This window comes from Pseudovibrio sp. FO-BEG1, from assembly GCF_000236645.1.
Lineage (GTDB): Bacteria > Pseudomonadota > Alphaproteobacteria > Rhizobiales > Stappiaceae > Pseudovibrio.
In genome coordinates this window covers 5,362,072-5,375,964 of sequence record NC_016642.1, presented here as the reverse complement: position 1 = coordinate 5,375,964, position 13,893 = coordinate 5,362,072, and the positions used below count along the sequence as shown (strand labels likewise).

The 13,893-nt window shown below is 52.2% G+C and carries 11 protein-coding genes; all 11 read left to right on the top strand.

Features of this window, described 5'->3' with window-relative positions:
* Positions 1-124: 124 nt before the first annotated feature.
* The 11 genes from PSE_RS24210 to PSE_RS24160 all read left to right on the top strand — a co-directional run bounded on the left by PSE_RS24210 (position 125) and on the right by PSE_RS24160 (position 13,680).
* Entirely contained in the window at positions 125-829 is a 705-nt protein-coding gene (locus PSE_RS24210; protein WP_014287189.1) for a response regulator transcription factor, read from the top strand.
* On the top strand, positions 819-2,135 hold the full coding sequence (locus PSE_RS24205) for a HAMP domain-containing sensor histidine kinase (protein ID WP_208998043.1): 1,317 nt from the start codon (positions 819-821) through the stop codon (positions 2,133-2,135). The genes PSE_RS24210 and PSE_RS24205 overlap by 11 nt, the downstream gene beginning before the upstream one ends.
* Before the next feature lie 223 nt (positions 2,136-2,358).
* The gene (locus PSE_RS24200) at positions 2,359-3,492 is read left to right on the top strand and encodes a helix-turn-helix transcriptional regulator (RefSeq protein ID WP_014287187.1); all 1,134 of its coding nucleotides are present in this window, start codon (positions 2,359-2,361) and stop codon (positions 3,490-3,492) included.
* A gap of 8 nt (positions 3,493-3,500) precedes the next feature.
* On the top strand, positions 3,501-4,631 hold the full coding sequence (locus PSE_RS24195) for a helix-turn-helix transcriptional regulator (protein WP_014287186.1): 1,131 nt from the start codon (positions 3,501-3,503) through the stop codon (positions 4,629-4,631).
* A 50-nt stretch (positions 4,632-4,681) separates the two neighbouring features.
* The gene (locus PSE_RS24190; RefSeq protein WP_041768806.1) at positions 4,682-5,815 is read left to right on the top strand and encodes a helix-turn-helix transcriptional regulator; all 1,134 of its coding nucleotides are present in this window, start codon (positions 4,682-4,684) and stop codon (positions 5,813-5,815) included.
* A 24-nt stretch (positions 5,816-5,839) separates the two neighbouring features.
* A complete protein-coding gene (locus tag PSE_RS24185; RefSeq protein WP_041768805.1) occupies positions 5,840-6,376 on the top strand; it encodes an AAA family ATPase in 537 nt (178 codons plus the stop codon).
* A gap of 225 nt (positions 6,377-6,601) precedes the next feature.
* Positions 6,602-6,985, top strand: a complete 384-nt coding sequence (locus PSE_RS24180; RefSeq protein WP_041768804.1) for a hypothetical protein — start codon at positions 6,602-6,604, stop codon at positions 6,983-6,985.
* A 470-nt stretch (positions 6,986-7,455) separates the two neighbouring features.
* Complete coding sequence (locus tag PSE_RS24175) at positions 7,456-10,680, top strand: 2Fe-2S iron-sulfur cluster-binding protein (RefSeq protein ID WP_014287181.1); 3,225 nt, start codon at positions 7,456-7,458, stop codon at positions 10,678-10,680.
* A gap of 304 nt (positions 10,681-10,984) precedes the next feature.
* Positions 10,985-12,085, top strand: a complete 1,101-nt coding sequence (locus PSE_RS24170; protein ID WP_208998042.1) for a serine hydrolase — start codon at positions 10,985-10,987, stop codon at positions 12,083-12,085.
* A 105-nt stretch (positions 12,086-12,190) separates the two neighbouring features.
* Positions 12,191-13,048, top strand: coding sequence for a crotonase/enoyl-CoA hydratase family protein (locus tag PSE_RS24165; protein WP_014287178.1), 858 nt, complete (start codon positions 12,191-12,193; stop codon positions 13,046-13,048).
* Positions 13,049-13,059: 11 nt separating this feature from the next.
* On the top strand, positions 13,060-13,680 hold the full coding sequence (locus PSE_RS24160) for a TetR/AcrR family transcriptional regulator (protein WP_014287177.1): 621 nt from the start codon (positions 13,060-13,062) through the stop codon (positions 13,678-13,680).
* Positions 13,681-13,893 lie beyond the last annotated feature (213 nt).

Below are 13,893 nucleotides of genomic sequence, written 5' to 3'. Positions count from 1 at the left end.
TCGGCGTTCACTCGTTGGTTATTGGCAATGGCCTATTGATGAATGCTGAGAGTGGGATGCATGCTGCCATGGGGTGCTGTGTACCTGAGAGTTTTGTGGTGGTTGAGCACGTTGGGCAAATGAGATGATGGCACAAACCGAAAAAGAGAACCTGCTTGCGCTTCTGATCGAGGATGATCTGGATCTGGCGGGCACGATTTCTGATGTGCTGAAGATGCACGGCATCAGCTGTGATCACGCTTACAACGGCGAGGCGGGGCTCGAGTTTGCTCGGGAAGGATATTTTGACGTCATCATCCTTGATCTGACATTGCCGAAGATGGATGGGCTGACTGTTTGCGAGACCTTGCGCAGTGAAGGGATTGATCGACCGGTGCTGATGCTGACGGCGCGGGATGAGCTTTCCGACAAGCTGGCCGGGTTTGAGGCCGGGACGGATGACTATCTTGTCAAGCCTTTCGCCTTTGAAGAACTTGTGGTGCGGATACGGGCGTTGTCGGGACGGCGAAGTGCGCAGTCGAAGTTGTTTGAGCTTGCGGATCTGCAGGTGGATTTTGCGCGCAACATCGCCAAGCGTGGGGATCGAGTGCTGCGTTTGTCGCCAACGGCCTGGAAGATCCTGAGTGTTCTGGTCAAGCACAGTCCGGCCTCCGTGAGCCGGGAGCAGTTAGAGCGGGCGTTGTGGGGTGATGAACCGCCAGAAAGTAACAGCCTGAATGTGCATCTCTACAAACTCCGCCAGCAACTTCAGCAACCCGATGAGGTTGAGGTGATCTATCGCGATGCCAATGGGGGATACAGTCTTCGGGAGAAAGTGGATGGCGAGTAAGGCAGCCGTTGGGGTGCGCGGACGCAGCATCTTTCGTGAGCTTGGCATCACGTTCTTCATCAGCGTCATTCTGTTGCTGCTGCTTTATACGTTTTTGTTGCCGATATTCTTCATCGCCGGCTCTGATGAGAGCATCATTTACATGATGGATGATCTGGGGCGGTCCTATGAGGAAGCCGCACAGGTTGATCCGAATGCTCCATTGCCTGAGACTTATCTGATCCGAAGTGCATTTTCTTTGGAGACATTACCGCCGGACATGGCGCGGCACTTTAAGGATGAGGTTCTGGAGCCGCTGGAGCTGTATTTTGATGAGGAAGATCAGGAGTGTGATGCGGAGGGCAACTGCAAGTCGACGTATTACCTCTATCTCTACATCTATCCACTTGAAGATGGGCGGAATCTCTACATCACGCTTGAGAGCACGGAGGAGTATGTTGAAGGCTCCGAAGAGGATCAGGTTGTCATCATAGCTTTCGCGATTGTTGGGTTCATCAACCTGCTGGCGACCTTTGTGTGTGCCCGCATTCTTTCCAAGCGCCTGATCAAGCCCATCGCAGCGCTCGAGAACTGGGCGCAGTCTCTGGATAGCGAAAATGCGGGTGAAGCGCCGCCGGACTTCCGGTATCGGGAGCTAAACAATCTTGCTGTGAAGCTCTCCCGTACAGTGGCGCGGATCTCGGAGTTTGTGGAGCGGGAGCAGACGTTCCTGCGTTACGCGAGCCATGAGCTGCGGACGCCGATCACGGTGATTGCCGGCAACATCTCGCTGCTGAAGAGCCGGGAGAGTGATCCGGAGGATGCCGTGCCGGTAGAGCGCATTCAGCGGGCGAACCTTAACATGCGGATCATTGTTGAGACGTTGTTGTGGTTGGGGCGGGAGAGTTCTGCGCCTCCGCTTGTGGAGAAGCTTGTGCCTGCGAAGCTGATCATGGGCTGCATTGAGGAGCTGGATTATCTGAAGGGCAACAAGCCACTGACGGAGCATCTGGATCTGAGTGAGGATGAAGCTGAGCTTCCGAAGGCACCGCTGCTTATTCTGTTTGGCAACCTGATCCGAAATGCGTTCCAGCATGCCCAAAAAGGTGAGATCAAGATCAGCTATCGTGATGGTGTGTTCATGATCGAAAATCCGGTTGCCACCGGCAAGAAAGAAGGAGCTGCCTCGATCTATGAAGAGAGCTTTGGCTTCGGGCTTTCCTTGTGTGAACGCATTGCCCGGCGGATGGGGTGGGAGTTCACTCTGGAAGAGCGGGACAATGCGATTGTGACGCGACTGGTGTTGAAAGAGACGCGCAAGCCTTAAGTGATAATGAGCGGCAGTTGTTCGCTAAGTAGCGTACGTATTTGTTTGTATTCATCATGAATATCTGAGTTTTTTCAGAGGCATTCCTGGAGTGTTATCGGTGCGATTTGCTTTTCGTATCGGTGCCTGAAGAAAATATTATCTCAATTTGTTGCTATCTGGAATTTTTACTATTTAATTTACGTAGAGACAGAAAGGGTGTTTATTCGATTCGGGTGGGCTTATGCAGGGTGTGCATGATGAGATGGTGAGGAAGCTCTACGCCAATATCGCTCTTGGAGAGGATATCGGTCAGGCTTTTGCACCAATGGCATCCTCCTTTCGTGAAACCTTGCTCTGCTACAAGATCGTTTCTCTCAACTCGCTCCAATATCACCACATGGCCTTGCACAATACAGAGGAGGACATGGCGGCGAAGATTGTTGCCGCTGGGCAGAGCAACCCACTTCCGCGCTTTGCCAAGTTCGCGCCTATGAATGGCTTGATCCATACTGAGGACTTCATCAGCCCGGATGAAATCCGTGATACGGATTTCTTTGATCTCGTATTCAGCGACTACGGCACGTTTGACCGTGTTCGAGCCTTTCTGATCCATCGCAATGGTATGGATACGGCCATGGTTTCAGTTGCCGTTCAGTCCGACTTTGACGGTTCTGATGCTATGCAGCTTGATAAGACCCTCGATACGGTACGACCTCATTTCCAAAGTGCATTTTCGGTGGCGTTGCATTTGGAGCAACGGCGGGGGCTGACGGATGCTTATACGTTCTGGCTGGATCGCATTCCCAGCGCTGCCTTTATTCTGGATCAGGGCATGCATGTTGCCTTTGCGAACAAGCAGGCTGAAGTGTTCTTTGGAAGTAACGAAAGCTTTTTCATTGACCGACGTGGTGAGGTTTCCTCCCGCCACAATGGGCATCGCAAGTTGTTTGAGGATGCTGTTACCAAATGCCGGGTGACGAGCAAGCCGTTGGGACCTTTGATTTTGGACGGGGAAGCTGCACCCAATCCATTCTTTGTGGTGATGCCTATCGACGTGTTGGCTGAAACACCCGCTTATCTGGCACCGTTTGTGCGTGGGCTGCAGCCATTACTTTGCATGATTATGGATCCGGGTGATCGACCATTGGCAGAGCTGGAGAACCTCCAACATTACTTTGGCATCTCAAAGCGAGAGGCGGAGTTGCTGCAGCATCTGGTGCACGGCGCTTCTATGGGAGAAACCTCGCATGCGCTGGATATAAGCTACAATACCGCCCGCAATCATATGGCGCGCATTGCCGATAAGGTCTCCGTAAACTCACAAAGTGAGTTGGTGCGCCTTGCGAGCGATCTGGCAGCGAGAGTGCCGCGATAGAGGGTGAGATGAGCGTTGCTGAAGACCTGATCGGGAGAATGTACTCCAGTGTGATACTGGGGCAGGATCTTGGGCAGGCTTTTGAGGGTCTTGCTGCAGCAAACCGTGATGTTTTGTTTGGTGTTCAGGTGCAGTGTTATCTGAACAATGACTACTATTACATGTCCTTTCAAAATGCTGAGGAAGGGATGGCGCAAGACATGGATGAGGCCGGGAGCTGCAATCCGTTTCCGCCGCTGGCTGCGATTATCCCGTTTCAGTCTGTTCTTTACAGCGAGCGCTATATTGCGCCGGAAATGGTCAAACGCTCAGAGTTTTATGAGCGAGTTTTGAGCAAGCGAAACACGTTTGATCGCTCCCGTGGCTTTCTGATGCATCGGAAGGATGGCGATGCGGCGATTGTCGCGTTTACAATGCCGGATGATTTTGTCGGCAAAGAAGACCTGTTCCTTTGCGATACATTGGAGCGCATTCGGCCTCATTTTCAGCGGGCATTCTCTCTGGCTCTTGAGTTGAGGCAGCGAGAGCAGAAGGCTTATCTTGGTGCACATTGGCTTGAACGCATTCCCAGTGCGGCGATGGTTCTTGATCGCGGCTTGCATGTTGCTGTTGCCAATGCTGAGGCTGAACGGATGTTTCGCTCCTCAGATTTGATAGACGTGGATTGCCGTGGTGAGCTTTCCACCCGCTCTCATAGCCAACGTAAATTGCTGGAAGATACGGCGGCAAATGTTCGGCTAAATAAGAGGCCTATAGGGCCTTTGGCCTTGCACGGGGAGTTTATGCCGGGCGCGCTTTTTGCGATGACACCCATTCGGGTGTTGGAGCGCTCGCCTGCTTATCTTGATTGTTTTGTTCCTGCGGATGAGGCGGTGCTTGCGATTGTCATCGATCCGTCCAGTTTGTCCGTTGCACCCGTGACTTATCTGCAGGAGTGTATGGATGTTTCTAAACGAGAAGCGGAGTTGATCCAGAACCTTGTGGTTGGTTTGTCGGTTCGTGAAACAGCCGACAAAATGCAGATCAGCTACAACACCGCCCGCAACCATCTGGCCCGTATTACCGACCGGGTATCCTTAGGCTCGCAAAGTGAACTGGTGCGTTTGGCCAGTGACCTTTCAGCGAGAATACCTCGCTAGAATGACTGTTTTGTTGGCGCAGATCAGCCAGCACTTTCTGGAGAAATCCGTTGCAGAACCTGCAAGATACTCTTGTGAAACGTATGTATGCCTGTGCGGCCCTTGGAGAGGATATCTTCAGTGCGCTTGAACCGATGGCGCACACGTATCCGGAGGTGTTGTTTGGCGTGCAGGCCCAGTGCTTTCGCAAGCTGAAAACGCATCATCTTGCTTTTTGGAACTGCGATGATGGCTTTGAGCTGGACATGCGGGATGGGGAGAGTATGAACCCGTTTCCAGCTCTCATGGATGCTGCTGCTTTTGATGAAGTGATTTACAGCGAGCGCTTCATTAGTCCTGATCAAGTCAAACGCTCTGAGTTCTATGAGCGTGTTCTTTCCAGACAGAACAAGTGTGATCGTTCACGTGGCATTATCCTGCACCGGAATGGAACCGATGGTGCTGTCATCACGGCGACAATGCCAGAGAAGTTTGTGGGGCAGGAGGATGATGAACTTTGCTCGATATTGGAGTTTATCAGGCCGCGCTTTCAGTCCGCTTTTGCCCTTGGGTTGGAGTTGGAGCGGCGGCGGTTTGAGTGTGATGATCAGTTGTTTTGGCTGGAGCGCATACCGAGTGCTGCTTTCGTGCTGGACCATGGCCTGCATGTAGCGCTTGCAAACCAGCGGGGAGAAGCTGTGCTGCGTAAAGGAGAAAGACTGCTTGTTGACCGTAGTGTCTCCCTTTCAAGCAAGTGTCATTCTCATCGTGCGCATATTGAGCGTTCTGTTCACATGGCACGCGCAACACAGATGCCTCAGGTTCCTTGTGTGCTTCAGAGTGAAGAGCGAGCTTCAATGATTTTTGCCGCAGTTCCGCTTGAAACTTTAATGGCGACACAGCCCTATCTTGATTGTTTTCTCGGTGAATATCAGCCAGTCCTTTGCATTCTCATTGATCCGGCAGATCTTCCGGTGACTGACGTTCAGATGCTGCAGAGCTATCTAAGCATTTCACTGCGAGAAGCTGAGTTGGTGCAATGTCTTGTGGGTGGGCTGTCAATGCGCGAGACAGCTGACAAAATGCAGATTAGTTATAACACTGCGCGTAATCATCTGGCACGAATAACTGAGAAGGTTGGCTTTGTCTCGCAAAGTGAACTTGTTCGGTTTGCCAGTGATCTTGCCGCGCGTATCCCTTCCTGATTGCCTTTCCAAAAGGTTTTAGCGATGCACAATCGAATTTATGTTTTCGGGGCTTCCTGCTCCGGGTCAACCACGCTTGGGCGTGGCTTGTCACAAGCCCTTTCCATTCCTCATGCGGATTCAGATGATTACTTCTGGGAGCAAACAGATCCACCGTTTTCCATTAAGCGGCCTGAGGAAGAGCGGGTGAGGCTTATGGCGCCAGTTCTGGGAGACGGTAGCTGGGTGTTGACTGGTGCCTGTGAGAACTGGGCCAGAGATTTTATTGCGGATGCGACCCTGATTGTTTTTCTCAGCTTGCCGCAAGAGTTGCGGTTGCAGCGCCTGAAGCAGCGCGAGCAGGAGCGTTTTGGAGACCGCATTCTGGAAGGTGGTGACATGTTTGAGATCCATGAAGCCTTCTTTAAATGGGCATCTCAATATGAAGATCCCGAGTTCACTGGTAGAAGCCGGCATCGGCATGAGGCGTGGATGAAAAGCTGCGGTAAGCCCGCTTTGCGATTGGATGGACGGCTTACACGAGAGGAACTGGTCACTCAAGTGCTGCGAATATCTGCATGAGCCTTGCACAATCAATGATTTATAAGAATTCGATGTAGAACTAGAGTTAGTGTTCTAAATATTAGCTTGTGTTGTTTTGCTAAAATAGAACCTGACGTAAAGGAGGTGCTTGAAATTAAAGAATAGATCTATCTGTGTGCTCAATATGAATATTACATATGTTTTATTGTGCTTTGTCGATTCTCTAGTTTATATAATTTTGAATTAAATTTTGGGAGAATTGCGATGAAGTATTTTTTAGTCTTCGTGTTTGTGATGTTCTCATTCAGTGTAAATGCGGACATTATTCGGAAGCAGGTTGCAGCCAATCGCACTGCAAAACTCAACGTTTATAGCTATTACGTTCCTGAAACCTGCGGCTCCGCTGAGCTGCCTAAGGTCTCTTTCGTCAAAAAGCCGGAGCATGGTGTTGTACGTTTTGTGCAATCCCGCTCTGCGCTGCCAAGTTCTGCAGGTAAGTGCGCGGGCAAGGTGACGAACGATCTGATCATGTACTACTCGCCGGACAAGGACTTTCGCGGCACAGACAAAGTGGTGACGAAGTTTCGGATGTACACGTCAGGTCGCGTGATCTCCGGCGGAAATACCTATGAGATTGAGATCAAGTAAAAGCTCGCAGGCTCCATCGCATAAGAGGTTTAGCTGAAAATGCTGAGCCTCTTTTTTTATGTGCGGATGACGGCGCTGTCCTTCGTGTCTCTGTGATTTGGCTGAAGCAGATTTGGTGATCATATGCTGTTTGTGGGGTTTGCTGGTGTGCGTCTGGCCGGTTCCGGCAGATGGAATTGAGATTGGGTGGTGTCGGGTTAAAACTGGCAGTATCCCCTCAAATGCAAGGTGATTTGAGTGAAAATCTCAATTGTGGTCGCTTTGCTGGCAATTATATTGTCGCTTGGCTGCGGGTTTCCTTTCACGTCGTCGTGATCTGGGTGCTTATTGTTGACATGAGCTCAGCAATGCCTATGAGTTGATTGTTGAATTTTCGCGGTGGTCCGGTCGGGGAGGGCTGTACTACTGCTGCTGCTTAAAAAACCGGAATAAGAGCATCGCCAAGCTCACACCGGTTGGGGGAGAATATTATGCGTCTGTTTTCATACAAAAACAGAAAGGTTCATCTTGGGCCGTATCCTTCTGAACGACTGAAGCGGACGCACGAGGCTGTTGATCTGGGACGTGTGCCCCGTGTGCAGCCGACGATTTACTCTCAAGCAGAAAATCCCGAGATCCTGAGTAACTCGATGGCGTCGTTCAGCGCGATCATGGATGCGATCCGTGATGGCGCGCACAATGCAAAGCTCTCTGAGATTCCTGATGATCCGCAGGAGCGGGCCAATCATCTGAAGGCCGCGGGTTACTTCTTTGATGCGACCATGATGGGGACCTGTGATCTGGTTCCTGAGCACTTCCTTGATCAGCCATTGCGCAATCCAGATCTGGATAAGCTTGCGAAAGATCTGCAGACATTCCAACCGAAGACACTGGCTGCCGGTATCGACGTGACCATGGCAGATGTGCGTGATAGTGCAGCTGCCACGCCCGGACCTGTCACGCACCATGGATCTGCGCTTGTTGTGTTGATGGAACATCCACGTGCGCCAAGAGCCGATGAACCGGGCGGGGACTGGATCACCGGCACCTGCGAGCAGCGCTCTGCCATTCGGGCAGCGGAAGTGGCCGTGGTGCTGGCCAACTATCTGCGCCTGCTGGGTGTGGAAGCGCGTGCGCACACCACCAGCAGTGCGGATGTGGATCTGAACCGGCTTGCTGTTTCAGCAGGTCTCGTTGAGGTGGTGGAGAAGGATGGGGAGACGGTTGTCTCCAATCCGTATGTTGGCCGCGAGTTCACTCTGGCCTCCGTCACCACGACGCTGGCGCTGACGCCGGACAAGCCGCTTGCACCTCGCAACCTGGCGGATATCTGGAGTTCTCACGGCCCTGCCTGGCAGCTGGGTATGGGGACGTTTAAAAACGCCTTCAACCGTAAGCCTTTTGAAAACCGTGACTATCATATGGGGGCGTTTCCGTTTGAGCGGATCAAGCGGGTTGAAGAGACGACGACTTTTATTGATGAACCGCGCGTGCCTCGCGTTCCCAAGCGCACCGACATGTTCGCGCGTGCGCTGTTTGGCGATATGGGCAAACCGTTGCAGGAGGCTGCCAAAAACGGCGGCTATCTGGCAAAGAACCCGATGGGATACTGCGCTCGCCGCGCCCTTGCCGCGCTGATCCTGCTGCAGGATGGTGATACTGCGCTGGAGGTCTCATCAAGCGCGATGGATCCGGATAAAAATGCAGCCAACGTGAAGTCAGCGCTGTATTTCCTCGGCGCGGATGCCGTTGGTCTGTCCCGCTGCCCGGACTACGCCTATTACTCCCACGACGCGCGCGGCGAGCCGATTACGCCGTATCATAAGAATGCGATCTCCATTCTGGTGGATCAGGGCCATGAGACGATGGAGGGGGCCAGCGGAGATGACTGGATCTCTGGCGCCCAGTCCATGCGCGCCTATCTGCGTACTTCCATCATCGGTGGTATCGTGGCTGAGCAGATCCGCCGTCTTGGTTATCCGGCGCGGTGTCACTCCGTCGTGGACGGTGAAGTGCTCCAACCACCGCTGTTGTTGCTCTCTGGACTTGGTGAAGTGAGCCGCATTGGTGAGGTTATTCTGAACCCGTATCTCGGCCCGCGTCTCAAGTCCGGCGTCGTGACCACCGATATGCCGTTTACCTACGACAAGCCCATCGACTTCGGTCTGCAGCGGTTCTGCGAAAGCTGTAACAAGTGCGCCCGCGAGTGTCCATCAGGCGCAATCACTGCCGGGCCGAAACGTATGTTCAACGGTTATGAGATCTGGAAGTCAGACTCCGAGAAATGCGCCCGCTACCGTGTGTCTCAGCCTGCTGGCTCCTTGTGTGGCCGCTGCATGAAAACCTGCCCTTGGAACCTTGAGGGGCTGTTTAGCGAAGCCCCGTTCCGCTGGACGGCTATGAAGATGCCTTCTTCGGCCAGGATGCTGGCCAAACTTGATGACAAGCTGGGGAACGGTTCCATCAATCCCGTCAAGAAATGGTGGTGGGATCTGGTTGCCAGCGGTGAAGGGAACTACGTGATCGCGGAGGAGACCAACGCGCGTGAGTTGCAGCTTGACCTCGATCTGAAGTACGAAGACCAGACCCTCGCTGTGTACCCGGCCAACCTCGCGCCGCATCCGTGGCCGTTCCCGTTCATGATGGACCGTGAAGCGGGCATCAAGGCTTATCAGGGCATGATTTCTGCGGAAGAGTACAGGGCTCGTCTCGCTTCCGGGTCTAACGATCTTGCTCCTGTGTACGAGGTGAGTGCAAGCTCCTCGCCTGTTCTGGCTGTGCGCCTATCCAAAGTGAATGCGGAAGCTGAAGGCGTGTCGCGTTACGAGTTCACATTGGATGATGGTTCTCCGCTTCCTGTATTTGAGGCGGGTGCCCATATTGATGTGGTTGTTGCACCTGAGTTCCTGCGCCAATACTCGCTGGCGGGTGATCCGGCAGACAACAGCAAGTATGTTATTGGCGTTTTGGAAGAAAAAGAAGGGCGCGGTGGTTCTGCACTGATGCACCGGATCTTCCACGAAGGGCGCCGCGTCTTCATTTCCAAGCCGATCAACCATTTCCCTTTGCATGAAGATGCCAAGAAGACGCTCTTGTTTGGTGGTGGGATCGGGGTGACGCCGATGATCGCCATGGCGCACCGGCTACATGCGCTTGGCAAACCTTTTGAGCTGCATTACTGCTTCCGTCATCGCCACAAAGCGGGTTTCATCGAAGAAATCCAGAATACGCAGTGGGCAGATAAAGCCTTCATTCATTGTTCCAGCGAAGGCACGCGGGCTGATCTGAAGTCTATTCTTGCCGGCTATGAGGATGGCTATCATGTCTATACGTGTGGCCCTGATGTCTTCATGGATGGTGTGTTGGATACAGCTGCTGCTAATGGCTGGTCAGAAGAAAGCCTGCACAAAGAGTACTTCTCCGTTCCGGATCAGGGCGACTATGTGAACACCAGCTTCTTTGTGAAACTGGCCTCAACGGGTGAACGCATTGAGATCCCGGAGGACAAAAGCGCAGCGGATGTGCTGAATGAGAAGGGTATCTCTGTTCCAACCAAGTGCTCAGACGGTATCTGTGGCGTCTGCACCGCAAAATACAAAGGTGCCGATGTTGAGCACCGTGACTTTGTACTGAGCGGAAAAGAGAAAGAAGACACGCTGGTTCTATGCTGCTCACGTGCAAAAGATGCAGGCGCAGAGCTTCTGCTTGAGCTTTAAGTGAAAAATACGCAGTGTTTTCTTTTCAGTTTCAGGGCGGAGATACCAGTTTCCGCCTTGATGGAGTTGGAAGTAGTTTCTATCTTAAATCTGGATCTTGCGTTTTCTGCGCAGGGCGACACTCTGGCGTGCCTTCAATGATCTTTCCAAAATCTTCGATTTTTCCGTTTTGGAACCACAATAAATACTACTAGAATTTTGCCAGTTGGCTTTTCTGCCGGGATTACTCTCAACCTTCTCAGGCTTTTTCCTCACGCGTTTTGCGAGCAAGGGGACATCTCGGCACTGGAATAGGATCATCAGAATGACAATGAACAGACGGAGTGTGCTGAAAATGGCGGTTGGAAGCTTAACCTTCGCTGCTGGTGCTGGAGCGGTGCAGGCTCAGTTCAAAACAGCGCATGATCTTTCTGAGAAACTGGAACTTGGCGTGAAGTCGGGACTTTTGACCGATTTGCATGGTGTGATGATTGCCCATGGCGACAAGGTTGTGTTTGAGCACTTTTTTGAAGGGCGGGATTTTGCCTGGGCAGATGATCTGGGCACTGTGAAGTTTGAGCGTGACACGCTGCATGATCTGCGCTCTGTAACCAAAAGCATCACCAGCTTGCTCTATGGCATTGCCTTGGGGATGGGCAAGGTGCCATCGCCAGATACGCCTTTGCTCGACGCTTTTCCAGACTATGTGGATCTGAAAGAAGACCCGCAGCGTGCGGCCTGGACCATCAGCAATGCGCTGAACATGACGATGGGTACTGAGTGGAACGAAGATTTGCCGTACTCTGACCCACGCAACAGTGAGATCATGATGGAGAATGCTCCAGATAGATATCGCTTTATTCTGGATCGCCCGATCATCGAGCAGCCGGGCGTGCGTTGGCATTATAATGGTGGTTGCACTGCTTTGTTGGGGCAATTGATTTCTACGGGAACAGGGCAGGATCTTGAAGAGTTTGCCAAAGAGCAGCTGTTCGCACCTCTCGGCATTTCGCAGTTCCAATGGATGCGTGGCTCGGATGGGGTTCCTTCTCCAGCTTCCGGCCTAAGATTGACGGCAGAAGGATTGACCCGCATTGGTCAGATGGTTGCTGCTGGTGGGCGATGGAATGAGCGACAGATTGTTCCTCAAGAATGGCTTGAGACTTATATGGCGCCGCAGGTGAGAACTGCGTTTGGTTCGCACTACAGCAATTCCTGGTATTGGCAGGAGCATTTCGTACCAGCGGCCAATCGTGCTTTTCCTGTCATCTCAGGTGCTGGGAATGGTGGGCAACGACTTTTTGTGGTGCCGGCTCTTGATATTGTCGTCACTGTTTTTTGTGGGGCGTACAATCGCCCAGATCAGTGGATCACGCCGCTTCTCGTCCTTGATCGTATGGCGCTTCCCAATCTGGAAAAGCTCTAGCTCTCTAAAACCCGGTAACTGATGGTGTTGCCGGGTTCTTCTTTTGGCCAATTCCTCTCGATATAACACTGTTATATTTTAATTGAGTCGTTATGGGAGAGGATCATGGCAAAGGTACTTTATGAGAAAGACGGTCGGATTGCGCGCATTACATTAAACCGACCTGATGTGATGAATGCCATTGATATGGATATTCCGCATGAGTTGGCTGCCTGTGTGACACGAGCCAATGCAGATGACGGTGTTCATGTGATCGTGCTGGGAGGAAACGGCCCGGCGTTTTGTGCAGGTTATGATCTGACGGCTTATGCCGAAACCGAAGGCTGCAACCCGGGTGTTCAAGAAATGCCATGGGATCCGATGAAGGACTATGCCTTCATGAAGCAGAACACGGACCTGTTCATGTCATTATGGCGCAGTTACCGGCCTGTTATTGCTAAGGTGCATGGCCATGCCGTTGCTGGCGGTTCAGATATTGCTCTTTGCTCAGATATGATTGTGATGTCGGAAGATGCTCACATCGGCTACATGCCCGTGCGTGTTTGGGGCTGTCCAACGACTGCAATGTGGGTATACCGGCTTGGTGCTGAACGTGCGAAGCGTATGCTGCTAACAGGTGACAAGATTGATGGCCGTGAGGCTGAGCGCATTGGACTGGTTCAAAAGGCAGTGCCAGCTGATCAGCTTGATGCGGAAGTTGAAAGACTGGCCGAGCGTATGGCAGGCATTCCAGTAAACCAGTTGATGATGCAAAAACTCATGATCAATCAGGCGATCGAGTCCATGGGGCTTTACCAGACACAAATGATTGCCACGCTGTTTGATGGTATTACTCGACATAGCCCGGAAGGGATGAACTTCAAGAAACGAGCTGAAGATGTCTCCTGGAAGCAGGCTGTTCGTGAGCGTGATCAAGGTACTTTTGACTGGACCGCAAACAGACCGATAAATGCTCCTCTATAATGTAAGTGACTATGGCCAACTTAAATCATCAGGAAGATGCAGAAGCTGAGGCACGGCAGAAGCGGGCTGAGCATTTGCGTGAAGCTCGCCGTTCCCTCATTGTCGAAGCTGCCCGCGACGTGTTTTCACAAGACGGGCTTGATGGAGCATCAATGCGGTCCATCGCCCGCGCTGCGGGTTGTACGACAGGAGCCATCTATCCTTACTTTCACGGCAAAGAAGAGCTCTATTGTGCTGTCCTGCAAGAAACACTTGAACAGCTTCATCATGCGGTAACCGAAGCAATCGAGGGTGCTGCCTCTTCGGCGCAGTCTGCCTCTGCCGGAGTACTTGCGTTCTTTGACTTTTATGACAGTCGCCCAGATGACCTTGCGCTTGGCCTATATCTGTTCAACGGTCTCAAGCCGGTTGGTCTGGGCCGTGAGCTTGATGCTGTGCTCAATCGCCAGGTCGGTGCAACCGTTCGTGTGATTGAATGCAGTGCGGCGGCTGAGTTTGGTGATCGAGCAAAGGAATGGACTGCAGGCTCTATTGCTCATTGTATGGGCCTGCTGGTTATGGGACATACAGGACGCCTGTCGCATTGGCAGTTTGAGGGGCGTTACCTCTTGGAGCAGTTTCTGCGTAAGTGATGATGTTAGCTTTCGGTATTCTTCCTTTCGTAGTTTTAGCTGCTGACAGTCATTTGCCGTTTCTTTTAGATGCATGATCCCTCGTTGGCTTGGCCTTGGCATCAGGGATCTGCCTGCATTGCATACCTCTCCCACTTCGTGGTGAGATGGTGCTTTTCTTTCTTCAATTATCAAAGAACCCGGACTTGTCCGTCTGCGGTGTTGCATGGTTAG